Source organism: Marinococcus sp. LNHM5E3-2.1 (assembly GCF_056034365.1).
In genome coordinates this window covers 62,131-87,972 of the sequence record NZ_JBQLIB010000004.1, presented here as the reverse complement: position 1 = coordinate 87,972, position 25,842 = coordinate 62,131, and the positions used below count along the sequence as shown (strand labels likewise).

Sequence of the window (25,842 nt, the reverse complement as noted above, 5' to 3'; positions counted from 1 at the left end):
CAATCAAGCGCATAAGTTTATAGATATCCGATCACATGGAGGGACACAGATGGCGAAATACACCATTGTTGATAAAGATACATGTATCGCCTGCGGTGCCTGCGGGGCAGCAGCTCCCGATATTTTCGATTACGATGAGGAAGGTCTGGCCGAAAACATCGTCGATGATAACCAGGGTACAGAGAGCATTCCGGACGACCTTGAAGAAGATATGATCGACGCTTTTGAAGGCTGCCCGACCGATTCCATCAAAGTAGCGGAGGAACCGTTTGGCGGTGACCCGTTTAAATTCGAATAAGCACCGTGCCCCCAGGCTGCTGGGGGTTTTTTTACAGATTCTGTTCCCTGCCTTTCTTCCGTCTTTCATTCCTGCTATAATGCAGGAGATGTTTACTATACATATTGAAGGAGGAGATTGCCTTGGCAGAAAACAAAGAAGTGGAAGTGCTCATTGAAATTCCGACAGGCAGCCAGAACAAATACGAATTTGATAAAGATAAAGGTGTCTTTAAACTCGACCGCGTGCTTTTCTCTCCGATGTTTTATCCAGCAGAATACGGCTACATCGACGACACGCTGGCGCTCGACGGAGACCCGCTTGACGTACTTGTACTCGTTACCAATCCAACATTTCCAGGCTGCGTCATTGACGCCCGGGTCATTGGCTATTTAAACATGATCGATGACGGGGACGAGGATCAGAAGCTGCTCGCTGTACCAACGGAGGATCCACGTTTTGAAGGAGTAACTACGCTTGATGATGTACCGCAGCACAAGCTAGATGAAATCTCCCACTTTTTCCAGACGTACAAAGAGCTTGAAAAGAAAACGACTAAAATCGGCGGCTGGGAAAACGAAGCAGAAGCAGCTAAGCTTGTACAGGAATCCATCGACCGTTATAACAACCAGTAATTATCAAACGGGCCGGCAGCGGGATATTTTTCTGCTGCCGCCGGTTTTTTATACATGCACGTAACCGAAGAGGCTGAATACCAGTCTCTTTTCGTATGTTCAGCGGCGTCAGGTAAATTGACACCTGTACTGGAGTATGATAAAGTTCTTTCCAACTACGCGTAGACATTTGTCCTCCAGAGAAATACAATTGGGCATTTAAAGCACAAAATGTCAACGGACTTTTTGTGAATGAACGAACAAGGGAGTGGAGTAACATGCAGAAAACTATGAACGAAGAAGAAACAGCGACCAGCAATCAGACGTTTCGTGTGCTTGTATCCGATTCGATGAGCAGCGAGGGCCTGTCGCCGCTGCTTGAAAGCAATCAGGTACATTGCGTTCAGCAGCACGTTGATGAGGCAGAAGGACTCGATTCTTTTGATGCCCTGCTCGTCCGGAGCGGTACGACCGTCACTGCGGAAGTAATGGATTCCATGCCGAACCTCCGCATCGTAGCCCGCGCCGGTGTTGGAGTGGATAATATTGACATTGACGCCGCTACCAAACGGGGGATTGTTGTGATCAACGCCCCGGACGGTAATACCATCTCCACGGCCGAGCACACATTTGCTATGATGGCTTCGCTCGCCCGTAAAATTCCGCAGGCGAACGCCTCATTAAAGTCCGGTGAATGGAACCGTAAAGGCTTCCAGGGTACAGAGCTTCGCGGAAAGACGCTTGGCATTGTTGGCTTCGGCCGTATCGGTTCGGAGCTGTCCAAGCGGGCCCAGAGCTTTGAAATGAGCGTTATCGTATACGATCCGTTCCTGACAAAAGAACGCGCAAACGAAATGGGCGTTGACCTCCGGGACTTCGAAGAGCTGCTCGGAGAGGCGGACGTAATCACGGTTCATACGCCACTCACCAAAGATACAAAAGGTATGCTTGGCCAGGAGAACCTTGGCAAAACAAAGCCCGGAGTAATGCTGTTAAACTGCGCCCGCGGCGGGATTATTGATGAAGACGCCCTCGTTCATTATCTTGAAAGCGGCCATGTGGCAGGCGCGGCTCTTGATGTTTACGAAGAGGAGCCGGCGAATGAAAATCCACTCATCGCATTTGAACAGGTCGTCAGCACACCGCATATTGCGGCTTCAACAAAAGAAGCCCAGTTAAACGTTGCTTCCCAGGTTTCCGACGAGGTGCTTCAGTTTCTGCAGGGGCTGCCGGCCTTAAACTCCATTAACCTCCCGACCATGTCGAAAGAAAAGTTTGAAGCGATACGCCCGTACTATGAATTTGCCCGCCGCATGGGTAATATCATGTCCCAGAGCGTAAAAACGCCCGTTCAGGAGCTGAACGTGCGCTACAGTGGCAATGTCACCGACCTTGAAACATCTATTCTGACCCGCTCCCTTCTCGCCGGCTTTCTCCAGAGCCGTATTGACGCACCGGTCAATGATGTGAATGCCTCCACGATCGCCAAGGAACGGGGCATTGACTATGGAGAGCAGTTCGGCTCCCAGTCGCTTGGCTACTCCAACCTGATTCAGGCGACCGTCGAAGGCGAAGGCCGTTCGTTTGCGCTGTACGGCACCTATGTGAAGGAATACGGTCCGCGCATCGTACGCATTAACGACTTTAATGTCGACTTCTATCCGACCGGCCACCTCATTTATATCCAGCATACGGATAAGCCGGGTGTTATCGGTAAGATGGGACAAATTCTCGGAAGGCATCAGATCAACATTGCCACCATGCAGGTTGGACGCCGCGAAGAAGGTGGCGAAGCCATCATGATGCTCGCCGTTGACCGTGAAGCCAACCAGGATGTCGTAAAAGATTTAACGTCCATTGAAGAAATTTCCCTGGCCGATACGATAGAACTGTAGCAGTAACACAAAGAAGACGTGCCCGCGGGCGCGTCTTTTTTTGTACAGCTGCTCTTCTACCTAATCTCTTTTTTTTAAATAAATATCGAAATGGTACACTTCTTCCCTTTCTCCCATTGACTCGTATAGAGCCACAGCAGGCGCATCTTCCTTGTCTGCCTGAATGAAAACAGCGGAAGCATTAAGGTTTTCCGCTTCCTTCATGAAAAAGATTAATAGATTTGTGGCGATTTTCTGCCGGCGAAACCGGGCATCCACAGCGAGATCATAAATGTAGATTTCACATGTTTCTTTTTCCATTTTATTCATCACGTAAGCCGTAAGGCCGGCTACAATCCGCTCGCTACAGGCCGCTGTACAGACAATTACCCTGTCGTTTGAAAGCTGCTTCAAAAGATAGGCATCCGAAGGCTTGTGCCCCGTGTACATCTCCTTTTCTTCAAACGCTTCAGCATAAAGCTCGTTCAATTTCCTCATCTGCTTTACGCCCGCCCCATCGTGCTCCAGCCGCTGATAGGTAACCATCATAGGAAAATTCCTCCTTTCCGGATCTGTAATGCTCCGCTGCATTAACGGTGAATCGCTTCTAGCTGTCTTAAATATATTCAGTTTTATTGAAATCTTCAATTTAAATTCTTTTAATGATAAAAAAAAGACGAGCTCCGGGCCCGCCGCTGTCACTTTTTTATGCTTTCGGCCACAAATAGCCAAGCAGCTCGTTAAGCTGCTTTTCCCGGTTTTCGTTCAAAAAAATATCGCCGTTCCGGGTAATAAATGCATAATTCCCGTCTTTTTGAATCCACTGCTTCTGCATAGCCATCTGCTCCAAAAAGCAGTAGATAAAAATATGTTTCGTTTTGATATGCTTACCGTGCTTCTCCAATTTCAGCGATTTCTCCATAACCTTCCAGAAACGCCGGTGAATATGCCCTTCCTCATCAAGCCGGATACGTCCATGCACCCTCAGACGGGTCAGAAAAAACAAACATGCAGAGAGCAGCCAGCTGTCCCGTTCTACTGGCCCGCTTTGATCATTCAGCCAGCGGAGCAGCCCGACGTCAATGAAAACATCTTCACCACTGAGCTGTGTTTGAATAGTCTGTGCCGGAAGCTGCTTCATTTCTTATTTTCCCTATCCTGCTCAGTCGTAAATACTTCTGCGCTTCGTTCGTATTCAACGTCCACTGCCCCCGTCCGGCTGTTCGCAATTCTCGCGGCGCTGAACAGATAATCCGACAGACGGTTCATATACATAAGCACCGGGGCGGGCACGTCTTCAGCTTCGCCTGCGCGAACAAGCTCCCGTTCTGCCCGCCGGCAGACGGTACGGGCAAGATGAAGCTCTGCCGATAACGGCGTGCCTCCGGGAAGAATAAATTTTTTCAGCGCCGGGGCCTCCTCCGTGTATTGGTCAATCCGGTGCTCGAGCCATTCCACCGTTGAAGCTGTGACCTTCTTTATAGCTTCCGGGCGAATGTCAGCTGTATCACTGCCACAGTCAAATAATTCATGCTGAATACGCTCAAGATCCTTCTGCAGATCTGATCCGCTTTTTTCCTCCGCCGCCATCAGCCGTGCCTTGCCAATCAATGCGTTTACTTCTTCAAAGCTTCCAAACGCTTCAATTCTCGCATCGCCTTTGTTTCTTTTTCCGCCTACCACGGAGGTGTCTCCGCGGTCTCCCTGCTTGGTATACAGCTTCATGTTTTTCACCCTTTCTATCCGGAAGCCGAATTATATTCATCTAACAATGATTCTATCAATTTTCCGGTGTGAAGGTAGTGCCAATGTAACTGTTCTTCCGGGAATGCTTCATTCTTCTTTATCGGTGCTGTCACCATAATCTCTTTGAGCTTCCCGTGGGAAAGCCCGGTACACCCGCGGTCATACATCCATTCAAAGGCCTTTCTTTGTATGTAAAGCTGTAAAGATGAAACCTCCTCGGCTGGCCAGCCTTCGGCCATGTGGATCCACAAAAAGCATGATTGTCCGGAGCCAAAAACAGCCTCCCGGCTGCCTGCGCTTTTTCTCCATACCTGCATCCCTGGGGAGCATTGGATGGTATGGGCCGGCCGCTTGTTGCGGCTTTCGTCAGTGAAAATATGCACAGCACCTTTTATTTTGTCCACTGAAAGCACCGCTCCATAAACCAGCTTTTTTAACGAAGGAGCGTACACGTTTAAAGCTGAACGTGAAACTGCTTCGGCTTGATACGCTGTTTCCGACCATGAAAGCGGTGCGTCCGGGTCATTACCTTCCGGCTGTGGCGGTCGCCAGTGCACGGCTGGTGCTTTTATTTCATGCTGCAGGCTGACATGAATATCAGCCTGGTACACTTCCGACAGCCGTTTTTCGGTAAAAACAGCCGCCGGTTCATCAAATGCTTCCGTTTGGCCCTCTGAGAGCATCAGCACCCGGTCGCAGTATAGAGCAGCCGCCTGAATATCGTGCATTACGACTACCACAGTCCGGTTTTGTTCCGAAGCCCAGCTGCGAATGTAGTTTAACAATTCAATGCGATAGTGTATATCCAGGTGGTTAGTCGGCTCATCAAGCAGCAGACATTCCGGTTCCTGCGCAAGCAGTCTTGCAAGCAGTACCCGCTGTTTTTCACCACCGCTTAAAGCGTGAAACGAATGAAATCTTTTGGACCATACGTGCATCTGCTGCATCGCGTTTTGAATGACTCGTTCATCCTCTTTATTGCTTGCTGCCGGCCACAGGCCTTTTTGATACGCATACCTTCCCATTTCTACGACCTGGCGCGCCGAATAGGCTGCTGTCAGTTCGTCAAACTGCGGCAGGTAGCCGACAGTCTTAGCCCGTTCCGAAGAAGTGAACGAGTTCAGAGGTTTGTTTTTATACCGGATGCTTCCGGACGACACCTCATGCAGACCGGCCATCACGCGGAGCAGTGTAGACTTTCCGCTGCCGTTCGGGCCAACGATGCCGATCATCTCCCCAGCCTCAACGTTAAAGGAGATACGCTCAACGACCGTACTGCTTTTCCCGTAGCCGGCAGTTACGTTTTCGACCTGGACTTCTGCCATTACTGCCACCGCCTTCTTCGCTGATAAAATAAAAGCAGAGCAAATACAGGAGCTCCGGCCAGTGCCGTAATCACCCCGACCGGCACCTCTGCCGGAGCAGCCGCCGTGCGCGCAATCAAATCCGCCAGCATTAAAAACACTGCTCCGCCGCCAAAAGACAGCGGCAGCAGATGTTTATGATCCGGGCCCCACAGGAGCCGGATCATATGCGGAATCACGAGCCCTACAAACCCAATAGTGCCTGAAACAGCGACCGCTCCTCCTGTTAGTACGGATGCGCCGATTAAAACCAGCAGCCTTATCCTCGGTACGTTCACCCCTACCGAGGAAGCACTGTCCTCCCCAAACGCAAACGCGTTGAGGGCGCGGGCATGCGGAAGCAGAAGCAGCACTCCTGCCAGCAGAAACGGAACAATCAGCTGAAAATAATCCCATCCTCTGCGGCTCACGCTGCCAAGCAGCCACTGAATAATCTGCCGGAGTTCTTCTCCGCTGAACGCAATCAAAAGCGACATAAACGCGCTGAGAAATGCGGTGATGATAATGCCCGCAAGAATCATCGTTTCAGTGCGCACGGCCCGTTCCACGGAATAAACAAAAAGAAGCAGGACAACAAGCGTTAAAAAACCGCAGACGATGCTGACTACCGGCAGGGTAAATCCGCCAAGCAGGGGTATCTGCCATCCGAAATACAATACGGCCACCGCCCCGAGCGAAGATCCCGAGGAAACGCCGAGCGTATAAGGATCGGCAAGCGGATTCCGCAGCAGTCCCTGAAAAACAGCCCCGGCGAGCCCCAGAGCCCCTCCTACTGCGGACGCCAGGAGTACGCGCGGCAGCCGCACCTCCTGAATAATCGCTGCAGCACCGGTTTCTGTTTCCAGTGAGATAGGAAGAAACGGAAAAAACTGGCTCACTACCGCTTTGATGCTTATAGACAAAGGCACCGCTACGCTCCCCATGGAAACAGCGAGCACCAGCGCCCCGGCAAACGCTGCGAGCATCAGAAGATACGCGCTGGCGTAATTAGTTCTCAGCCATCGCATCCGGATGAATTCTTTCTGCCATTTCTTTAAGCCCTTCAGTAAGACGTGGACCCGGACGGCTCACTTTATCGCTGCTCAATGCGTATACTTCTTCATTTTCCACTGCAGGCAGAGTCTCCCAGCCTTCTCTTGAAGCAATCGTTTCAAGCGGCTCCTCTTCGGTCGGGTACGTCGTTAAAATGATATCCGGGGAAGCGTCAATGATTTCTTCCTCACTCACCATCGACCACCCTTCCAATTCGCCGGCAGCGTTCCCAGCATGGACAGCAGCAAGCATTTCATCAATAAACGTGCCGCTTCCTGCGGTATACAGATCAGGGGAGGCTCCTACTTCCACATACACCTGCCGGTCAGTATCTGCTTCTTCGGTCGCTTTCTTTACTTCTGAGACGTCTTCTTTCATTCCATCGATAACTTCAGCGGCTTCCTCTTCTTCTCCGATGGTGCTCCCAATCAATTCGATGCTCTCATATACAGCTTCAAACGACTGAGCGTCCGGGACGGTAACTACCGGAATGCCCGCTTCCTCCACCTGGGAAAGAGAGTCTTCAATGCCGGAGGACGCGTGGGCAAGCACCACGTCCGGATCCATGGAAATAATCTCTTCAATATTTGGTTCAAGGCCTGAACCAACGCTTTCGATGTCTGTAACTTTCTCCGGATATGTATCCGCATCGGTTCTTGCTTCGACCCGGTCGAGCGCTCCCAGCTCATAAACTATTTCTGTGTTGCTCGGTATCAGACTGACAATTTCTTCAGGCGCCCCGTCGAGCGTCACTGTTTCTCCGGAAGCGTCCGTAACTTCAATCGCTTCCGTATTTTCATTACTGCTGCCCCCGTCCCCGCCCTGACTGCCGCTTTCTTCATCAGTGCTGCAGGCAGCAAGCGCCCCTGCTGCCGGGATTATCATCATCAGTGCTTTGAATTTCATCCATGTTCTTCCTTCCTGCTTATTATTCTGCAAGCTGGGCGATAAATATCTGCCTTGGGGAAGTTTCGAGTTGAAAAGGAGAAGCATCGTAATCACCGTAAAAAGCATGGATCTTCAGTCCGTGCGCCTCCATCATGCTGCGAAGCTGGCTTTCCTGATACATTTTCACTTTTTCCATGTATCTTCTGGTGGAATCTCCTTCTACGATGCTGATGCGCTTTACAACAAATTCATCCTGAATGCTCCGCTCCTGATAAATTTTCAGTCCATCCTTCACCGTTTCATCCCGGGGAACAATATGCTGTTTAATATACTCGGGGTTCAAATAATCAAAAACAAACCATCCACCCGGCTTTAACGCAGAGGCCGCCTGCTGGAATATTAACTCATTTTCCTCATCGTCCGGAAAGTAGCCGAAGCTTGTAAACAAATTAAAAGCCAAGTCGTATTCTTTCCGGATATGCACGTTGCGAATATCACCCCGCTGGTATTGCACCGCCAGTCCGTTCGTCAATTCAATTGCTTTTTTCAGGAGTGCCGGCGAGAGATCGATGCCGGTAACATCCACGCCTTTTCTCGCGAGCCAGCGGGCATGACGCCCGTTTCCACAGCAAAGATCAATAGCCTTGGCGCCCGGCGTCAATGGGACTTTTTCCATGATCGTGTTTAATTCACTGGCCGCCTTTGTTTCATCGCGGTGGTCGTACACCCGCAAATAGTCTTCCTGAAAGTGCTCTTCGTACCAAGCTTTCATGCTGAACCGCTCCTCTGGCTTTACTTATTCGGCAGATCAATATAAAACGTCGTCCCTTCCCCCGGCTCACTTTCTGCTGCAATAGCCCCGTGATGGGCGTCGACAATATTTTTAACTATGGCAAGTCCGAGCCCGGTGCCTCCCTTGCCCCGCGTCCTTGCTTTGTCTGCTTTATAAAAACGTTCAAATACATATGGGAGGTCCTCTTTTGAGATTCCGCTGCCTGTGTCGCTGACTTCCATATGCAGCGATTCCCCGTTCACAGCCCTGATAGTGATAGCTCCCCCTGCTTCGGTATGACGAATCGCATTATGAACCAGGTTTGTCAGAATCTGCTCCACCCGGTCAACATCAATATAGGCGTATGGCTCCGGGGCATGCAGATCCAGATCAAGCTGCACCTCAGACTCATCAGCAAGTCCCTGGAATTTCCGTTCCACCCGCTGAAAGAAGGATGTCACTTCCTCCTCCTCTTTTTCGAGCTTCAGGTAGCCGGCTTCCATCCGGGCAAGATCAAGCAGTTCATTCACCAGACGCCCCATGCGCAGCGATTCATCGTAAATGATGCGTCCGATTTCTTTCTTTTCTTCCTCTGTCGCTGCAATATCATCCACGATGGCCTCACTGTACCCCTGGAGCATGCTGATCGGTGTCCGCAGCTCGTGGGATACGTTGGCGATAAAGTCCTTACGCAGCTTATCGTGCCGACGTTCTTCTGTCATATCCCTGACTACGGCTACCGCCCCGCGTACGTCTTCGTTGCCATAAAGCGGGGTGACCAGCACCGCAAAGCTGCGCCCCTGCACCTCAAACTCATCAAGCTGTTCCATTTCTGTTTCCACTGCTTTTTCAAACAGGCTGGTAACTTCCGCCGGAAGTGAACTCGCTTCCTTTTTATCCTCGAGCTGGTTCAAGCGGATGAAGTATTCCGCCGGGGGATTAGTCAGCACCATCGTCCCTCCCCGGTCAAAGGTGATCACCCCATCAGCCATGCTGTGGAGAATGCGGCTCAGCTGTTCTTTTTCCTGATTTAACGCTGTGAGGTTATGCGACAGTTCCCGGCGCATCCGGTTAAATGCGTTGCCAAGCTGACCAATCTCATCGTTGCTGACTACAGGCACCTTGGAGTCGAAATCCCCCTTCAGCACATTGAGGGCAAGCTCACGCATTTTCCGGAGTGGTGCTGTAATACGGGTACTCAGAAAAAAAGCAAAAACGGTAGTTAAAATAATCGCAATACCGGCTGAAAGCAGAATTATCTGCTTTGTTTCCCCGGTGGTCTCTTCAATGACCGAAAGCGACTGATACACATACACTTCCCCTTCACGGCCGTCATTTGTGGTAAATGGCTCACCAACAGCAAAAATCTCGTCGTCGCCGCCATCCATGGAAAAGGTGTCGTGAACCGTAACCTGCTCGCGTTCTCCGGCCACCCGGCCGAGTTCATTGCTGTTCTGAATATCAGCGGCTGCCAGATCGCCCCCAGAGCCGTACCAGAGGTCTCCATCGATAAACACCATCACTTCCGAATTGTACGTGCCGGCAATTTGATCAATGACCGGCTGCGAGCTCTCCAGGGTATTTTCTTCCTGCAGCGATGTGGCAATGATCTCAGCATTGTTCGTTAACTGGTTTTCTGCTTCCGAGATATTAAACTGTTCGAAAAACTGGAGCAGCAGGATGGTAAGAATTAACAGGACTACTGTTAACAGTCCCAGTATAGTCAGCCAGAGCTTTCCGACGACGCTGCGCCAGATCATTGCTTTTGCTCCACCTCGAATTTATAACCGACGCCCCAAACTGTTGATATCATGTCTGCAGCGTCTTCAGAAACCTTATTAAGCTTTTCACGCAGTCGCTTTACGTGCGTATCCACTGTCCGGAGGTCCCCAAAGAAATCATATTTCCATACGTCTTTCAACAGCTGCTCCCGGGAGAATACCTTGTCCGGCGACTGGGCCAGATACAGCAGCAGCTCGTACTCCTTCGGCGTCAGCCCGATGATTTTATTGTCCACCGTTACCCGGTGGGCATCGTTATCAATCGTTAAATGCGGGAAAACGAGCACTTCATTGGCAGATGCTTCCGGCTTCATGTATTTAGTGGACGATGAACGCCGGAGCAGCGCTTTTACGCGCAGCGTTACCTCGCGCGGACTGAACGGCTTGACGATGTAGTCATCAGCCCCGACTTCAAATCCCTGTACTCTGTTGGATTCCTCCCCTTTAGCTGTCAGCATAATAACCGGCGTCGCTTTTGTTTCACGCAGCTGTTCACATACTTCTTCGCCGTCCATGCCGGGAAGCATTAAATCAAGCAGGATAACGTCGTAATCCTTTTCCAGGGCCATCGCAAGAGCGTCCTCCCCGTTTTCCGCCTCTTCAATTAAAAAATCTTCGCGCTCCAAATACATCCGGAGAAGCCGGCGGATCCGGGCTTCATCGTCTACGACTAATATTGTTGTCTGCTGGTCCATGAAATCCTCTCCCTGTTTAAAAAGCTTATGCATTCATTTTACCCGCCGCCAGACTGAGATTCCAAGCGGCAGGTCTGAAACATTGATGAACTTTTAGGCCAGATCCTTGAGCTGCTTAACTTCTTTTGGCTTCAGTGGACGGGTTTCCCCTGGATTCATTCCGAGCAGATCGAGCATGGCGTACTGCTCGCGCTTCAGTTTTTCCACCGGGTGTCCGATCTTTTCGAACATGCGGCGGATCTGATGATTTCTTCCTTCATGGATCACAATTTCAATAATCGAGCTGTTGCCTTTTTTGTTGGCGGATTTAACGTTCACTTTTGCAGGGGCCGTTTTTACCCCGTCAAGCTCGATGCCGTGGCGGAGAAGCTGCAGCTTTTCTGCGGACGGTTTGCCCGTCACCTTTGCGATGTACGTCTTTTTTACATTGCTTTTTGGGTGCATCATTTTATTGGCGAATTCGCCGTCATTAGTTAAAAGCAGCAGCCCGGAAGTGTCATAATCCAGCCGGCCGACGGGGAAAATACGCGCCTTTACTTCGGGAAAGAAATCGGTGACCACTTTGCGGTTTTTATCATCCGCTACCGCGGAAATAACCTGCTTCGGCTTGTATAGTAAATAATAGACCGGTTCTTCCTTAGTGAGCGGAATGCCGTCCACTTCCACCTGGTCATTGATACCGACTTTACTGCCAAGCTCTTTGACAGTTTTGCCGTTCACCTTTACCCGGCCGTCCGTAATATAGTCTTCTGCTTTTCTTCTTGAAGTGATGCCGGCCTGGGCAATCACTTTTTGTAATCTTTCCATAAATAGGCCTCCTCATACAGTTTTTTCTGCTTATTTTATTTTCGTCCTGCTTCCGCTACAATACGGAGAAAGGAGCGTTCCACATGACATTTCATTTTCTGATTCTTTATGCCGCTCTGCTGCTTCTTACCGGTATAACCGCCTGGTCCGCTGTCCGCACCTACCGTACATACAGACAGCTGCAGGAAGTGGACCTGCGTATAAACCGGCTCGAGACCGCAGCAGAAACCACCCGGACCCAGGCCTATACGGCCTCCGTCGAGCAGGACATCTACATCCGGTTCATAACGGTGAAAGATGCTCTGTTCCGGCAGTTCAATGCACCGCACCCCCGGGCTGTCCGGGAGTCCGAGCACGCTCTGCATTTTTCGGAAGAACAGCTTCACACTGCCTTTTCGTCCCGCGAAGCAGAGGAATTGCGGCAATTTTTCCAGCGCTACCGTACATACCTTGATTCGTACTGGAAAACCGGTACGAGCAGCTGGAAAACGGTATTTGTGTCAAACGCACAAAACGGCGCTGACAGTTGGGAAACTGTCCACGCCGCCACTAAGTCACTGTACCAGGAAGCAGAGCGCTTATCAGCGCTTTTCACTTATTCTTCATCTTGATACAGTTCCCGGAAAAACAGATCCGCCTGTTCCGGCTGTTCTTCATCCTCGAGCGGCGGCAGTTCTTCCAGGGTTTCAAGTCCAAAATACTCTAAAAAGCGGGTGGACGTTACAAAGGACATCGGTCTCCCCGGCTTCTGGGTACGCTCAAATTCTTTGACGAGTCCTTTGGTGAGCAGGGTCTGCAGCGCCCGGTCCGATTTTACTCCGCGCACCTGGTCAATGTCTGCCCGCAGTACCGGCTGATTGTACGCAATAATAGCAAGTGTCTCCAGGGCTGCCTGGCTGAGCGTCTGCCGGTTCTGCTGCTCACTGAACTGCTCAATCGCTTCCGCCGCCCCGGGCACCGTGGCGAAGAAAAATGTATTTTCCGCCTGGGTAATCTGCAGCCCGCCTTCCCGCTCCGCCCAGGCATTCTTTAAGGAGATTAAGTGTTCGCGGGCAGTCTCGGTTTCTAAACCGAGGGCTTGGGCGGCCTGTTCTGCCTCCAGGCCTTCATCCCCGCTAATATACAGCAGCGATTCCAGCTTCCCCTCAATCGTTTTTTCCTGTTTCATACCTTCACCTTTTCTGCCAGTTGAATCGTTATATCATCAAAATTGTGCGCCTGCTCGCAGCGAATTTGCTTTTGTTTCATTAGCTCGAGCAGAGCAAGAAATGTTACCACCATCTGCGGCTTGGTTCTTGTTTCTTCAAACAGCTGGTAAAACGAACAGGCATCGAGTCGTTCGACTTCTCCCATTACCTCTGTCATCCGGTCTTCCACCGAATATTCATCCGCCCGGACAGTGGCCTGCGGAGGATGGGCGTTTTTCGCCCGTTCCTTCATCTTCTGAAACGCTGCCACCATATCATACACCGTCAGCCCCTCCGGAAGACTTTCTTCCTTTTCTTCTCCGGTACTCCATTCGCTAAGCGGTTTTTTGTACACCTGTTGCTGCTGCTGTTCTTTCTGTTGAAGCTTCCCGGCTGCTTCTTTATAGCGCCTGTATTCTTCAAGCTGCTCAATCAGCTGTTCCTTCGGGTCTTCTTCCTCAATCCAGGCCTCCTCATCAGCCGTCACAGGCAGCAGGGTCTGGCTTTTGATCTGCAAAAGCGTAGCGGCCATCACGAGGTACTCCCCCGCCACATCAAGCTCAAGCTCCTGCATGGTCCGGACATATTGCAAATACTGATCCGTGATTGCAGCGAGCGGAATATCCTGAATATCCATCTCCGCCTGCTGGACAAAATGAAGCAGCACATCAAGCGGCCCTTCAAATTGATCAATTTTCACTTTATACTGCTCGGACATAGTTCCCATCCTTCATCACTTGTTGAGTGCTGTTGCAAGTATATCATATCCGCTGTAAGCAGGGCATGCGTTTTCCCCGTACGTTTTTGATACAATCAGTTCTATCAATGATTTTTGAAAGGAGAAACCTCCGTATGTATCCAGACGCCTACATTCTGTTTCTTGTCGAATTTCACAGCACCCGCGATTACTTTGAATGCCACGAAATACTTGAGGACCACTGGAAAGAAGCTCCTTCCGGAGAGCGTGACCCTGTATGGCCCGGACTGATTCAGATCGCTGTAGGTCTGTACCACGAGCGGAGGGGAAATATTACCGGTGCTTCCAAGTGCCTGAAAAACGCCGGCGTGATTCTCGGGCCGCTTGCGCACCGTCTGCAGGCACTCGGGCTCGACGCCGAGAGGCTTCTGCAGGCTATCGAGGAGCAGCTCGAACATCTCGGAGAGCCGTTCCGGGACATGAACCTGCCGATGAGGGATCCCGAACTCGAAGCCGAGTGCATCCGTATGTGCGAACAAAAAAACATTTCCTGGCTGCAGGCCTCTCCGCTTGAAGACACAGATCTCGTCCACAAGCACGTGCTCCGTGACCGCACCGATATCGTTCATGAACGCGATAAGCAGCTCCGCATCCGGGATAAGCAGCGCCGGAGCGGCGGTCTGTAATCACATCTTCTGCGCATTTCCATTAAAAAACCCGCCGTGTACCGGCGGGTGGGTATTAGTTCACTTCATTTTCCAGAATATCCTTTTGGTGTTCATCGCACACCTGCAGGAACTGGACCGTTTCCTTGCTAGCAACCAGATCCTGGTCGAGACGCCCTCTGACCGCCTGCACCATTTTTTTGCCGATCCCTTCATCCCGGTAGGATGGATTCACACATACATGGCGAAGCTCTGCTTCTCCGTTTTCGGTGTAACGCAGACCGACGACTCCGACAATATCATCGTCTTCCTTCCACATAAACAGCTGCCAGTCATCTGTTTCTTCATACTGCTGGACCGTTTCCTGGAGCTTTTTTACATCCTTTTCTTCCGGCATGTACGAAAGAAGCCCCATCGCTATTTTTTTATAGGATTGTTTATACTTAATCAACATAACCAATTATCCCTCATTGTGATCAGAATTTCAGACAAATTTGTCTTCATTTCCATAATTTACGCAAACCAGTATCCAAATTCACCATTGACCATACACGCTTTTGGACAGAAATGCAAGAGGAATATAGGTAATTATAACTGAAAGCCGCTTATCACCGCTCATGCACGTGTAATCACTCAAACCAAAATCACACGGCTTTAAACCGTGTGATTTATTTTACTCCATGCGGATTTTTTTTGCAAGACTGGCCATTTCCACGGCTCCCATAGCTGCCTCGGAACCTTTATTCCCAGCTTTTGTGCCGGCACGTTCAATCGCCTGTTCAATGGATTCCACCGTGATGATGCCGTTAATAACCGGAAGCTCTTCCTGCAGGGAGACATTTGCGACTCCTTTGGCGGATTCGCTGCATACATAGTCAAAATGTGGAGTTGCGCCGCGGATGACGGTACCAATGGCCACAATCGCATCGTATTTTTTCGTTTTGGCTGCCTGCTGGGCGGCAAAAGGAATTTCAAACGCCCCGGGCACCCAGATAACATCTATATCCTCTTCCTTCACCCCACTGCGGATTAGTGTGCTTTCCGCTCCTTCGAGCAGCTGTTTGTTAATAAATTCATTAAAACGTGCTACGACGATCGCAATTTTTTGTCCACTGCCGTTTACGTTGCCTTCAATAGTAGTTGTCATTCTATTTTCCTCCTAAAAATGAAGCATGTGTCCCAATTTTTGAAACTTCGTACGCATATATTTCTCATTTTCCTCCTGCAGCGGCAGCTGTATCGCAATCCGCTGCGTCACTTCAAGGCCGTAGCCGGAGATCCCCGTTATTTTCCTCGGATTGTTAGTGAGCAGCTTCATTTTCCCTACGCCAATGTCGCGGAGCACCTGGGCGCCGATCCCGTATTCACGCAGATCATCCGGGAAACCAAGCTTTTTGTTTGCTTCCACCGTATCATAGCCCGCCTCCTGCAGCTCATAGGCTTTTAATTTATTGATCAGGCCAATGCCGCGTCCTTCCTGGCGCATATAAAGCAGTACCCCTTTGCCTTCTTTTTCGATCTGCATCAGCGCTGCCTGCAGCTGTGGTCCGCAGTCACAACGCTTGGAGCCGAAGACGTCCCCAGTCAGACATTCCGAATGAACCCGGACCAGTGTTTCTTCCTCCGGATCGATCTCCCCTTTTACAAGCGCCATCATTTCTTTCCCATCAATGGAGGAAGTAAAACCAAGCGCCCGGAAATCACCAAATTCGGTCGGAAGGCTCGTATCCGCCTCCCGCTTCACCAGTTTTTCGCGGTGACGGCGGTAGCTGATTAAGTCTTTGATCGTTACCATTTTTAACCCGAACCGGTCAGCAATTTCGCGGAGCTCCGGCACCCGGGCCATTTCCCCGTCTTCCCGTGTAATTTCACAAATCGTCCCTGAGGCCGTTTTTCCAGACAGGCGCGCAAGGTCAATCGCAGCCTCCGTATGACCGGCCCGCTGCAGGACCCCGCCTTCTTTTGCAATAAGTGGAAACACATGGCCCGGACGCTGAAAGTCCCCCGGTTCTGCGGTCTGGTTGGCAAGATGCTGGATCGTCAGCGCCCGCTCGGAGGCACTGATACCGGTTTTGGACGACACATGGTCGACGCTCACCGTAAAAGCAGTACCGTGCGGATCAGTGTTTTGATCAGCCATCGGCTGAAGCTGCAGACGCCCGGCCTGCTCTTCTGTAATCGGAGTGCAGACGAGACCGCGGCCATACGTAATCATAAAGTTAATTGTCTGGGCATCAATGTTTTCCGACAGGGCGACAAAATCTCCTTCGTTTTCCCGGTCTTCGTCATCACAGACGATCACCACCTGCCCGTTTCTCAGTTCATCTAACGCTTCTTCAATGGGGTCAAACCAGCGTCGTTCCTCCATGGTATCGTTCCTACTTTCTTTGCAAAGGTTTTATTTATCTACAGTTAACAGACGTTCTGTATATTTGGCAAGCATGTCACATTCAATATTGACCAGATCACCAGCCTGTTTATCTGCCAGGTTGGTTACCTCCCACGTATGCGGAATAATCGACAGAGTAAAGGTTTCTTTTTCGTCGTCCACTCCGAAAATTGTCAGGCTGATGCCATCGACCGTGACGGAGCCTTTATTAGTCATGTAGCGGAGCTGCTCCTTCGGTGTCTGTACGTGCACGTAAATCATGTTTTCTTCCTCTTCAATGGAAGCAATGGTTCCTGTGGCATCCACATGTCCCTGGACAAAGTGTCCGCCAAACCGTCCTCCGGCCTGCATCGCAAGCTCCAGGTTTACGCGTGTACCTTCTTCCATGTATTTCAGACTCGTGTGCTTGAGCGTTTCAGCCATCACGTCTACGTAGACGCACCGCCCGTTTTTAGCCGTCGCTGTCAGGCAGATGCCATTTACCGCGATGCTATCGCCAATGTGAATACTGTCCATATCCAGATTACTCTCAAGCTCGAGCTGAATTAAATTTTCCTGATGCGTCATTTTTGATACTGTTCCTGTCGCTTCTACAATTCCTGTAAACATGCTTTCACTCCCCGGACTGCAATGTATATTTTCGGTCCTGCCCGAATGTCTCTTCTTTTTTCAATGAAAATGCCCGGGCTTCCTGAAGCGTCGAAATACCATTTCCCTGATACACTCCGGGTGCATTTTCCCCGCCAATCACAATCGGCGCTACATACATTAAATATTCCTGAATCACTTCTGCTTCCAGGAAAGAGCCGAGAATGCCGGCCCCTCCTTCCACAAACAATGAAACGATTTTCTTTTTCCCGAGCACATCCAGCACCGCGGAGATATTTTTCACGCCGGAAGCGACCGGAATCACTTCAGCTCCTGCTTCTTCCAGGCGGCGCTGCCTCTCAGCATCAGCCGGATCGTTCGTCAAAACGTAGACCGGAGCTGCGGCGTCTTTTAGCATCCGGCTGTTTTCCGGCATCCGGAGTTCACTGTCCAGCACGACCCGGGCCGGCGTCACTCCCGTTTCCGGGACCCGGGCCGTAAGAGAGGGATCATCGCTCAGCACCGTTCCGATGCCGACTAATATGCCGTCACACCGGCGCCGTTCCTGGTGAACATCCTCCCGGGCTTCTTTTCCGGTAATCCACTGGCTTTCGCCCGTGGCCGTAGCAGTCTTTCCGTCTAGAGAAGAAGCTGTTTTAGCCGTCACGTAAGGTCGGCCGGTCTTAATAAAATGAAAAAATTTCCGGTTTAAGTAAGCCGCTTCTTCCTGCCTGACTCCGGTCACCACTTCAAGGCCTGCTTTTTCCATCATCTGTATGCCTTTTCCGGCTACAAGCGGATTCGGGTCTGACGCTGCCACCACTACTTTTTCGATGCCCGCTTCAATAATCTGTTTGGCACACGGCGGAGTACGGCCGTAATGGCTGCAGGGCTCAAGAGTGACGTAAATCGACGCTCCTTCAGCTTCTTCTCCTGCCATCGCGAGCGCATGGACTTCTGCATGTGCTTCCCCGGAGCGAAGATGCGCTCCCATCCCCACAACTCTCCCATCTTTAACGACGACGGCACCGACCATTGGATTCGGGTAAGTCTGCCCTTCCGTCGAGCGTGCCAGTTCGAGTGCTGTGTGCATCCAGGTATGATCCATATGGCCGGACCTCCTTTATTTTTGCTTGCTGCTATTGATTACAGAAATAAAAAAAGCTCCCGAATGAAAACATCCGGGGGCTTTTATACATACGTATCCAAAATAATATTCCGGTTCTATTCTGCAGCGTTACACCTGCTGACAGAAAAACAGAATTTTTTCGAATACGGTTTTCCTTCTCCCATCCAGACTATTACTGTCGGCTTCAGAATTGCACTGAATCCACCGTCCACGCCAGCAGCGCTTACCGGGTCACGGACTGAAAAGCATTCGCTTTATCACCGTCGGTTGGGACTTGCACCCGACCCCGAAGGATGTTGATCGCAATCAACGTACCGTATGAAGTTAAAATACATTTTATTACGTTCTTAAATATCCGTCAAAAGATTCAGCTTACGCTTCGTCCCAGACCCGCACTTCCTTCATAACGTCCTGCGCCTGAATGCGGTCCACCTGGTCCATGTTATCTGTCACACGGCCGAATACCGTATGCACGCCGTTCAGGTGCGGCTGCTGGTCAAACAGAATAAAGAACTGGCTTCCGCCGGTGTCTTTTCCGGCGTGCGCCATCGACAGATAGCCTCTTTCATGAGTGCGCGGGTTCCCTTCCGTTTCACAAGGGATCGTGTACCCCGGGCCTCCGTCTCCGCGGTTGTTCGGGCATCCGCCCTGGGCGACAAAGCCCGGGATGACGCGGTGGAACGTAAGGCCGTCATAAAAGCCGTCATTTGCCAGACTTTCAAAGTTTTTCACTGTGCCCGGTGCGTCCTCCGGGAAAAATTCCAACGTTACTGTTTCTCCATTTTCAAATGCGATTTTACCTTTTTTCATCTCTCTCTACCCCTTTTTATTTTGTTTTTGCCTTTGCTGGCTCATAGGACAGGTCGTACTGAAGAATATCTTCGTATGTCTCTCCGCGAACCACCAGGTGCGATTCCCCGTCTTCGGCGAAGACGACCGGCGGACGCGGGAGACGGTTATAATTGTTGGCCATGGAGTACCCATAGGCTCCTGTACAGAAAACCGCCAGCGTATCGTTGGTTTTCACTTCCGGAAGCGGCAGATTCCAAATCAGCATATCGCCGCTTTCACAAAGCTTGCCGGCGACTGAAAACGTGTCGTCGGCTTTTTCATGGCCGCGGTTGGCAAGAATGCCTTCATATTCTGCCTGATACAATGCCGGGCGGATGTTGTCGGACATGCCGCCATCCACCGAAATGTACCGGCGGACACCGGGAATATCTTTTTTTGACCCTACGTCATACAACGTCGTGCCGGCATCGCCGCTGATGGACCTTCCGGGCTCAATCCAGATCTCCGGCACATCCATGCCGGTCCGGAGCGCTTCCTGTTTGACTGACTGAATCATATCCTGCACGTACTGCTCCGGTGCCAGCGGTTCGTCCCCTTCCACATAGCGGATCCCAAAGCCGCCGCCGCAGTTCAGCACATCCGGCGTGAACTGCAGATGCTCCTGCCAGTGCACAAACTGATCAAACAGTTTTTTGATAGCCATTGTAAATCCGCTCGTTTCAAAAATCTGCGAGCCGATATGACAATGCACGCCTTTGATATTGATGGACGGACTCTGCTGCAGGCGGTAAATAGCCTGGTCTGCCTGGCCGGACGTCAGGTCAAAGCCAAACTTTGAATCCTCCTGCCCAGTGGAAATGTATTCATGTGTATGCGCCTCGATGCCCGGAGTCGTACGGATCAACGCTTCCACACGCGTCTGCTGCCTGGCCGCCTGCTGCTCAATCAATTGAATTTCATGAAAATTATCAATCACAAAACAGCCGATGCCAAGCTCAATGGCAAGAGCGATTTCTGCTTCGCTTTTATTGTTACCGTGAAAATGAACTTTTTCCATAGGAAAACCGGCTTTTGATGCCGTCATCAGCTCTCCTCCGGAAACCACGTCCAGACTGAGCCCCATTTCTTTCGCCAGCTGTGACATTGCAACGCAGCTGAAGGCTTTGCTCGCGTAGGCCACCTGATACGTCATTCCGTTATCTTCAAAAGCCTGCTGAAATCCCCGGGCCCGCTCCCGCATCAAAGCGACGTCATAGACGTAAACCGGGCTTCCGTACTCCTGCTTTATGTTAACGGTATCCACCCCGCCAATCTCCAGGTGGCCGTGTTCATTTATATGGTGCGTTCCATGAAGCTGCATATTATTCTCTCCTTCGTTGCTCCTCCTCGTTCGTTTATTTTAGCACGCTTCCGAAAAAGACAAAAGCTTTATGCAAGTAAAGAAACCGTGCAATTACTGCACGGTTTCATAAATGAGGACTGGTTTTTCCACCGCAGCTTCTGCAATCGTAAAGGCTTCAGCAATTTTTCTGGCGCTCTCAGCGCTGTCCTGGGCGTTTACGTGCATGACCGCAATTGTATCTCCTTTTTGTACAGGGTCACCGATTTTTTTCGTCAGTTCGATGCCCACACTGTAATCAAGCACATCGTCCTTGGTGGCCCGTCCGGCTCCGAGAAGCATCGCACTTACGCCGATTTCTTCGGCTTCAATACCATGTACGTAGCCGGTGGCTTCCGCCTTCACTTCTACCCGGTGCTCAGCAGCCGCAAGACTCTCCGGATGATCCACAGCGGAGGCATCACCGTGCTGATTTTTCACAAATGCTTTCATTTTTTCAAGCGCTTCCCCGTTTTCAATCACCTGAAGCACCATTTTTTCCGCCTGCTCGAGCGTATCGGCTTTGCCGCCCGCGACAAGCATATAGGAAGAAAGCGTGACGCTCAGCTCGTGCAGATCTTCCGGCCCGTTGCCCTGCAGCGTTTCAATTGCTTCTTTTACTTCGAGCGCATTCCCGACGGTCCGGCCGAGCGGCTGATCCATATTGGAAATGACCGCCATCGTTTTACGATCGAGTGATTGGCCGATTTCCACCATTGCTTCCGCCAGACGCTTCGCTTCCTCCACTTCTTTCATGAAGGCGCCTGAGCCCGCCTTTACATCAAGCACGATCGCGTCTGCGCCGGCTGCGATTTTTTTACTCATCACCGAGCTTGCAATCAATGGAATAGAGTTTACCGTCGCCGTCACGTCCCGAAGGGCGTAAAGCTTTTTGTCTGCCGGGGTGAGGTTACCGCTTTGACCTGCGACAGCAATTTTATGCTCATTAACAAGATTGACGAACTCTTCCTTTGGAATCTCTGTTTCAAATCCGCGGAAGCTTTCCAGCTTATCAATTGTGCCGCCGGTATGCCCGAGTCCGCGCCCGGACATCTTCGCTACAGGAACGCCGCATGCTGCTACAATCGGTCCAATAATCAGCGTCGTTTTGTCGCCAACGCCTCCGGTGGAGTGCTTGTCCACTTTGATTCCCTCGATTGCCGACAGGTCGAGCTGATCGCCCGACTCTGCCATCGCGTAGGTGAGCGCGGCAGATTCCTTCTGGGTCATATCCTGAAAGTAAATCGCCATCGCAAACGCCGATGCCTGGTAATCCGGCACCTCGCCGTTGCTGTATGATTCCACAAACCAGCGGATTTCTTCTTCATTCAGTTCTTTTCCATCGCGCTTTTTTGCAATAATATCCACCATTCTCATAGTATGGCCCCTTTACACATTGCTATTGATTACGTATTTTTGACGATTTCTTTCATTAAAGAGATAAAAATCGGTTTGGTTTTGGCCGCCGTTTCCATAACTTCCTCGTGGGATATGCTGACGATTTCTTCGCCGATGGCCATATCAGTAATACATGAAACACCGAGTACGCGCAGACCGGCATGCTGTGCCACAATTACCTCCGGCACCGTGGACATGCCCACTACATCAGCGCCGACGTTCCGAAGCAGAATTAACTCTGCCCGGCTCAAAAAGTTTGGACCGCCGATGCCGCCGTAGACGCCGCGTTTCAAGTCAATTTCAAGCGTTTCAGCAGCCTGAAATGCTTTACCGCGGAGTACTGGATCATAGGCCTGGCTCATATCGGGAAAGCGCGGCCCGAGATCGCTGTCGTTCCGGCCGATCAACGGGTTGGTGCCGGTAAAGTTTATGTGATCCTCAATCACCATTAAGTCCCCCGGCCGAAACGACGACTGCATCCCTCCACACGCATTGGTGACAAATAAAAACTCGGCGCCGAGCGCTTTCATCACCCGGACCGGGAATGTCACCTCCTGCATCGAATAGCCTTCATAGTAATGAAAGCGGCCCTGCATCGCTACGACTGTTTTTCCTTCGAGCTCGCCGAGGACAAGACGCCCGGCATGGCCTTCCACTGTAGAGACAGGAAAATGCGGAATGTCTTCATATGGGATTACAGTAGCCGCTTCAATATCATCAGCCAGATCGCCGAGCCCGGAGCCAAGAATCATGCCGACCGCGGGCGCTGCACTGTACTTCGACTGGATGTAATCCTTTGCTTCTTTTATTTTTACAGCATCCATTCAGGCATCCTCCTGTGCGATCCGACGAAGGGTTTCTTTCATTAATTTCAAGAAATCTTCCTGGACCTTTGAGGTCGTGTCCATGACTTCATCATGGCTCAACGGCTGGTCAAGCATACCGGCAGCGAGGTTTGAAATGCAGGAAATACCGAGCACTTCCATGCCTCCGTGAACGGCAACGATTACTTCCGGCACCGTGGACATACCGACGGCATCCGCTCCCAGCACCCGGGCCATGCGGACCTCTGCCGGGGTTTCATAGGCCGGTCCGGTATTTGCCATATATGTGCCGCGCTGAATACGGATGTTCAGCGAAAGCGCCGCTTCGTCAGCAATCTTGGCGAGTCCTTTCGAATACGCCGAGCTCATATCCGGAAAGCGGGGACCGAGCTCTGCATCATTTTCTCCAATAAGCGGATTAGCGCCGAGCCAGTTGATGTGATCATCGATAATCATCAAATCACCCGGTTCAAAGTCATGGTTCACGCCGCCCGCAGCATTGGTGACAAGAAGCCGTTTCACTCCGAGCGCGTTCATGACGCGGATAGGAAAAGTCACTTCCTGAAGGGAATAGCCTTCATAGTAATGAAAACGTCCCTGCATCGCTGCCACCTGCATACCCTCAAGTTCACCGAATACAAGCTGGCCCGCGTGGCCCTCCACCGTGGAAACAGGAAAGCCCGGGATATTTTCATATTTTAGAACGACTGGGTTTTTAATCTCATCGGCCAGTACCCCCAGGCCGGAACCGAGCACGAGCCCGGTCGTCGGTACAGCGGAGATATTGGACTGAATGTATTGAACTGCTTCTTTGGTTTGCTGCTGGATACTCAAATTATTCACCCTTCCTTTTTAATTGCTGTAAAAAGCTTGTACCGTAATTCGGCATGGATAGACGGAAATTATCCGCCACCGTGGCACCGATATCGGCAAATGTTTTCCGGGTGCCAAGTGGAGCAGAGCCGGTGCTTTTGCTATAGGCAAGCAGCGGTACGATTTCACGGGTATGGTCAGTGCCGTGATGCACGGGATCGTTTCCATGATCGGCAGTAATAAGCAGAAGGTCATTCTCCTCCATAGCTTCCAGCAGCTCTGGAAGCCTGGCGTCAAACTCCTCGAGCGCCTCTCCGTATCCCTGCGGGTCACGGCGGTGGCCGAACTTAGCGTCAAAGTCCACCAGATTTAAAAAGCTGAGACCCGTAAAGGATTTCTGCGCGGTTTCTGTGACACGGTCCATGCCATCCATATTGGAGGAGGTACGGATCGACTCCGTAACCCCTTCGCCGTCATATATATCGCTGATTTTTCCAATGGCAATGCTGTCAAGACCGGCATCTTCAATGTCATTCATGACCGTGCGGCCAAACGGCTTAAGCGCGTAATCATGGCGGTTCGCTGTACGTTCATAGCTGCCGGGGGATCCGGTGAACGGGCGGGCAATCACGCGGCCAATCATATACGGTGCTTCATACGTCATCGCCCGGGCTTTTTCGCAGATGTCATACAGTTCTTCAACCGGCACCTCATCCTCATGTGCGGCGATTTGAAGCACTGAATCCGCCGATGTGTAGACAATCAGCTTTCCAGTTTTTTGATGCTCTTCGCCGAGCTCTTCAATGATCTCGGTACCTGAAGCCACTTTATTTCCGAGAACACCCCGGCCTGTTTCCTGTTCGAGCTGCTGCAAAAGCTCATCCGGAAAGCCATCCGGAAATGTGCGGAAAGGCTCGTCAATGTAGAGGCCCATGATTTCCCAGTGGCCGGTCATCGTATCTTTGCTTCGCGACATTTCTTCCATATAACCGTACGAAGCCGTTGGTGACGCTGACGCCTCTACACCCGGGATTTCCCGGATATTTCCAAGGCCGAGTCGTTCAAGGTTCGGAATTTTGATTCCGTTCATATGCTGGGCGATATGACCGAGCGTGTCGGCCCCTTTGTCTCCGTATTCCTCAGCGTCAGGAGCTTCGCCGATGCCGACGGAATCCATAACAACTAAAAAAATGCGTGGGTACTTGTAGTTTTCCATTACTCTCTCTCCTTTTCTGCTAAGCTCTCGGATGAGCCTGCAGGTATACATCTTTTAATTTATGGTTGGATACATGGGTGTAAATCTGGGTGGTGGAAATATCGGCGTGTCCGAGCATTTCCTGGACCGCCCGCAGATCTGCCCCGTTTTCAAGCAGATGGGTGGCGAAGGAATGCCTCAGGGTATGCGGCGTTAATGCTTTTTCTATCCCTGCTTGGCCTGCTGTTGCTTTTAATATCTTCCAAAAACCCTGCCTCGAAAGTGGATTGCCGTGATGATTAACAAATAACAGCTCATGACGTTTGCTTTTCATCAGGGTACTGCGACCGTGATGTATGTACGTGTCAATAGCCTCGGAAGCCACTTTCCCAAGCGGAACGATCCTTTCTTTGTTTCCTTTACCGATACAGCGGATGAATCCCATCTGCAGATGCACATCAGACATTTTCAATTCACACAGTTCAGTCACCCGCAGACCGGTAGCGTACATGCACTCAAGCATCGCATGATTCCGCTTTGCAAAGGCTGTTGTGCCCTCGGCCGCTGTGAGCAGCCGCTCAACTTCCTGAGTGGACAGCACGGTCGGAAGCTTCTTTTCCCCTTTCGGGATTTCAATCAACTCTGCAGGGTCCTTTTTTACCACCTGTTCACGCAGAAGAAACTGGTGAAACGCCCGGACCGATGACAAAAAGCGCGCCAGCGTAGCTGTAGAGCGTCCGGCTTCTTTTTGGGCATACAAAAAATCCACAATGTCCGCACGCTCAGTATCCGCCCATGATTTCTTCTCCCGGAGCTGCATAAATTTTCTATAGTGTTCGAGGTCTCTTTGATACGACTGAATCGTGTTTTTGGAGAGGCCTTTTTCAACTTGGCAATAATGAATAAAGTCCAGTACCTCCGTGGTCATACGACCGCC

Annotated in this window: 29 protein-coding genes and 1 riboswitch; of the genes, 5 read left to right on the top strand and 24 right to left on the bottom strand. The window is 51.0% G+C overall.

The window, feature by feature from the left end; translation table 11 throughout:
* Positions 1-49: 49 nt before the first annotated feature.
* The 3 genes from ACTRXH_RS07185 (at position 50) to serA (ending at position 2,786) form a co-directional block, all read left to right on the top strand.
* On the top strand, positions 50-298 hold the full coding sequence (locus tag ACTRXH_RS07185) for a ferredoxin (RefSeq protein ID WP_022792296.1): 249 nt from the start codon (positions 50-52) through the stop codon (positions 296-298).
* A 122-nt stretch (positions 299-420) separates the two neighbouring features.
* Positions 421-912 (top strand): inorganic diphosphatase, encoded by a 492-nt coding sequence (locus tag ACTRXH_RS07180; RefSeq protein ID WP_022792297.1) that lies wholly within the window; start codon positions 421-423, stop codon positions 910-912.
* A 257-nt stretch (positions 913-1,169) separates the two neighbouring features.
* A complete protein-coding gene (serA, locus tag ACTRXH_RS07175) occupies positions 1,170-2,786 on the top strand; it encodes a phosphoglycerate dehydrogenase (protein WP_474281392.1) in 1,617 nt (538 codons plus the stop codon).
* A gap of 60 nt (positions 2,787-2,846) precedes the next feature.
* On the opposite strand, the gene ACTRXH_RS07170 is transcribed toward serA, so the two are convergent.
* The 10 genes from ACTRXH_RS07170 to ACTRXH_RS07125 form a co-directional block, all read right to left on the bottom strand.
* A complete protein-coding gene (locus ACTRXH_RS07170; RefSeq protein ID WP_474281390.1) occupies positions 2,847-3,314 on the bottom strand; it encodes a GNAT family N-acetyltransferase in 468 nt (155 codons plus the stop codon).
* A 157-nt stretch (positions 3,315-3,471) separates the two neighbouring features.
* Positions 3,472-3,906 (bottom strand): hypothetical protein, encoded by a 435-nt coding sequence (locus tag ACTRXH_RS07165; RefSeq protein ID WP_474281388.1) that lies wholly within the window; start codon positions 3,904-3,906, stop codon positions 3,472-3,474.
* Positions 3,903-4,490 carry a cob(I)yrinic acid a,c-diamide adenosyltransferase gene (locus ACTRXH_RS07160; protein ID WP_474279008.1) on the bottom strand — a complete coding sequence of 196 codons (588 nt, stop codon included), beginning with the start codon at positions 4,488-4,490 and terminating at the stop codon, positions 3,903-3,905. Before ACTRXH_RS07160 ends, ACTRXH_RS07165 begins: the two co-directional genes overlap by 4 nt.
* Positions 4,491-4,504: 14 nt before the next feature.
* Positions 4,505-5,836 (bottom strand): ABC transporter ATP-binding protein, encoded by a 1,332-nt coding sequence (locus ACTRXH_RS07155; RefSeq protein ID WP_474281386.1) that lies wholly within the window; start codon positions 5,834-5,836, stop codon positions 4,505-4,507.
* Positions 5,836-6,882 (bottom strand): FecCD family ABC transporter permease, encoded by a 1,047-nt coding sequence (locus ACTRXH_RS07150; RefSeq protein ID WP_474281384.1) that lies wholly within the window; start codon positions 6,880-6,882, stop codon positions 5,836-5,838. The genes ACTRXH_RS07155 and ACTRXH_RS07150 overlap by 1 nt, the downstream gene beginning before the upstream one ends.
* On the bottom strand, positions 6,863-7,813 hold the full coding sequence (locus ACTRXH_RS07145) for an ABC transporter substrate-binding protein (protein WP_474281382.1): 951 nt from the start codon (positions 7,811-7,813) through the stop codon (positions 6,863-6,865). Before ACTRXH_RS07145 ends, ACTRXH_RS07150 begins: the two co-directional genes overlap by 20 nt.
* Before the next feature lie 22 nt (positions 7,814-7,835).
* Positions 7,836-8,567, bottom strand: coding sequence for a class I SAM-dependent methyltransferase (locus ACTRXH_RS07140; protein ID WP_462866576.1), 732 nt, complete (start codon positions 8,565-8,567; stop codon positions 7,836-7,838).
* A gap of 20 nt (positions 8,568-8,587) precedes the next feature.
* Positions 8,588-10,327 carry an ATP-binding protein gene (locus ACTRXH_RS07135; protein WP_474281380.1) on the bottom strand — a complete coding sequence of 580 codons (1,740 nt, stop codon included), beginning with the start codon at positions 10,325-10,327 and terminating at the stop codon, positions 8,588-8,590.
* On the bottom strand, positions 10,324-11,043 hold the full coding sequence (locus ACTRXH_RS07130; RefSeq protein ID WP_474281378.1) for a response regulator transcription factor: 720 nt from the start codon (positions 11,041-11,043) through the stop codon (positions 10,324-10,326). Before ACTRXH_RS07130 ends, ACTRXH_RS07135 begins: the two co-directional genes overlap by 4 nt.
* A 93-nt stretch (positions 11,044-11,136) precedes the next feature.
* Positions 11,137-11,850, bottom strand: a complete 714-nt coding sequence (locus tag ACTRXH_RS07125) for a pseudouridine synthase (RefSeq protein ID WP_322525178.1) — start codon at positions 11,848-11,850, stop codon at positions 11,137-11,139.
* 83 nt (positions 11,851-11,933) lie between these two features.
* On the opposite strand from ACTRXH_RS07125, the gene ACTRXH_RS07120 reads away from it, so the two are divergent.
* The gene (locus ACTRXH_RS07120) at positions 11,934-12,461 is read left to right on the top strand and encodes a hypothetical protein (RefSeq protein ID WP_474281376.1); all 528 of its coding nucleotides are present in this window, start codon (positions 11,934-11,936) and stop codon (positions 12,459-12,461) included.
* Here the strand turns inward: ACTRXH_RS07120 and scpB are convergent.
* Positions 12,446-13,018, bottom strand: coding sequence for an SMC-Scp complex subunit ScpB (gene scpB / locus ACTRXH_RS07115; protein WP_474262174.1), 573 nt, complete (start codon positions 13,016-13,018; stop codon positions 12,446-12,448). The genes ACTRXH_RS07120 and scpB overlap by 16 nt on opposite strands.
* Positions 13,015-13,755, bottom strand: a complete 741-nt coding sequence (locus ACTRXH_RS07110; RefSeq protein WP_474279026.1) for a segregation/condensation protein A — start codon at positions 13,753-13,755, stop codon at positions 13,015-13,017. The genes scpB and ACTRXH_RS07110 overlap by 4 nt, the downstream gene beginning before the upstream one ends.
* Before the next feature lie 134 nt (positions 13,756-13,889).
* On the opposite strand from ACTRXH_RS07110, the gene ACTRXH_RS07105 reads away from it, so the two are divergent.
* Positions 13,890-14,420, top strand: a complete 531-nt coding sequence (locus ACTRXH_RS07105; RefSeq protein WP_474281374.1) for a DUF309 domain-containing protein — start codon at positions 13,890-13,892, stop codon at positions 14,418-14,420.
* A 55-nt stretch (positions 14,421-14,475) separates the two neighbouring features.
* On the opposite strand, the gene ACTRXH_RS07100 is transcribed toward ACTRXH_RS07105, so the two are convergent.
* From ACTRXH_RS07100 to xerD, 12 genes are all read right to left on the bottom strand, one after another.
* Positions 14,476-14,853: a GNAT family N-acetyltransferase gene (locus ACTRXH_RS07100; protein WP_474262178.1), complete on the bottom strand. Its 378-nt coding sequence runs from the start codon at positions 14,851-14,853 to the stop codon at positions 14,476-14,478.
* A 219-nt stretch (positions 14,854-15,072) separates the two neighbouring features.
* Entirely contained in the window at positions 15,073-15,546 is a 474-nt protein-coding gene (ribH, locus tag ACTRXH_RS07095) for a 6,7-dimethyl-8-ribityllumazine synthase (protein WP_091611315.1), read from the bottom strand.
* 12 nt (positions 15,547-15,558) lie between these two features.
* Positions 15,559-16,767, bottom strand: coding sequence for a bifunctional 3,4-dihydroxy-2-butanone-4-phosphate synthase/GTP cyclohydrolase II (locus ACTRXH_RS07090; protein ID WP_322525185.1), 1,209 nt, complete (start codon positions 16,765-16,767; stop codon positions 15,559-15,561).
* Between the two features lie 30 nt (positions 16,768-16,797).
* A complete protein-coding gene (locus ACTRXH_RS07085) occupies positions 16,798-17,397 on the bottom strand; it encodes a riboflavin synthase (protein ID WP_474281372.1) in 600 nt (199 codons plus the stop codon).
* Positions 17,398-17,401: 4 nt separating this feature from the next.
* Positions 17,402-18,484, bottom strand: a complete 1,083-nt coding sequence (gene ribD / locus ACTRXH_RS07080) for a bifunctional diaminohydroxyphosphoribosylaminopyrimidine deaminase/5-amino-6-(5-phosphoribosylamino)uracil reductase RibD (protein ID WP_474281370.1) — start codon at positions 18,482-18,484, stop codon at positions 17,402-17,404.
* Between the two features lie 169 nt (positions 18,485-18,653).
* Positions 18,654-18,803: riboswitch (FMN riboswitch) on the bottom strand.
* Positions 18,804-18,877: 74 nt separating this feature from the next.
* The gene (locus ACTRXH_RS07075; protein WP_022792317.1) at positions 18,878-19,315 is read right to left on the bottom strand and encodes a peptidylprolyl isomerase; all 438 of its coding nucleotides are present in this window, start codon (positions 19,313-19,315) and stop codon (positions 18,878-18,880) included.
* 16 nt (positions 19,316-19,331) lie between these two features.
* Positions 19,332-20,657: a diaminopimelate decarboxylase gene (gene lysA, locus ACTRXH_RS07070; protein WP_474262181.1), complete on the bottom strand. Its 1,326-nt coding sequence runs from the start codon at positions 20,655-20,657 to the stop codon at positions 19,332-19,334.
* 93 nt (positions 20,658-20,750) lie between these two features.
* Positions 20,751-22,052, bottom strand: coding sequence for a pyrimidine-nucleoside phosphorylase (locus ACTRXH_RS07065; RefSeq protein WP_474281368.1), 1,302 nt, complete (start codon positions 22,050-22,052; stop codon positions 20,751-20,753).
* 29 nt (positions 22,053-22,081) lie between these two features.
* Entirely contained in the window at positions 22,082-22,897 is an 816-nt protein-coding gene (locus ACTRXH_RS07060) for a purine-nucleoside phosphorylase (protein ID WP_474281366.1), read from the bottom strand.
* Positions 22,898-23,725 (bottom strand): purine-nucleoside phosphorylase, encoded by an 828-nt coding sequence (locus ACTRXH_RS07055; protein ID WP_474262280.1) that lies wholly within the window; start codon positions 23,723-23,725, stop codon positions 22,898-22,900.
* A gap of 7 nt (positions 23,726-23,732) precedes the next feature.
* Positions 23,733-24,926: a phosphopentomutase gene (deoB, locus tag ACTRXH_RS07050; RefSeq protein ID WP_474281364.1), complete on the bottom strand. Its 1,194-nt coding sequence runs from the start codon at positions 24,924-24,926 to the stop codon at positions 23,733-23,735.
* Positions 24,927-24,945: 19 nt separating this feature from the next.
* Positions 24,946-25,833: a site-specific tyrosine recombinase XerD gene (gene xerD / locus ACTRXH_RS07045; protein ID WP_474262185.1), complete on the bottom strand. Its 888-nt coding sequence runs from the start codon at positions 25,831-25,833 to the stop codon at positions 24,946-24,948.
* Positions 25,834-25,842 lie beyond the last annotated feature (9 nt).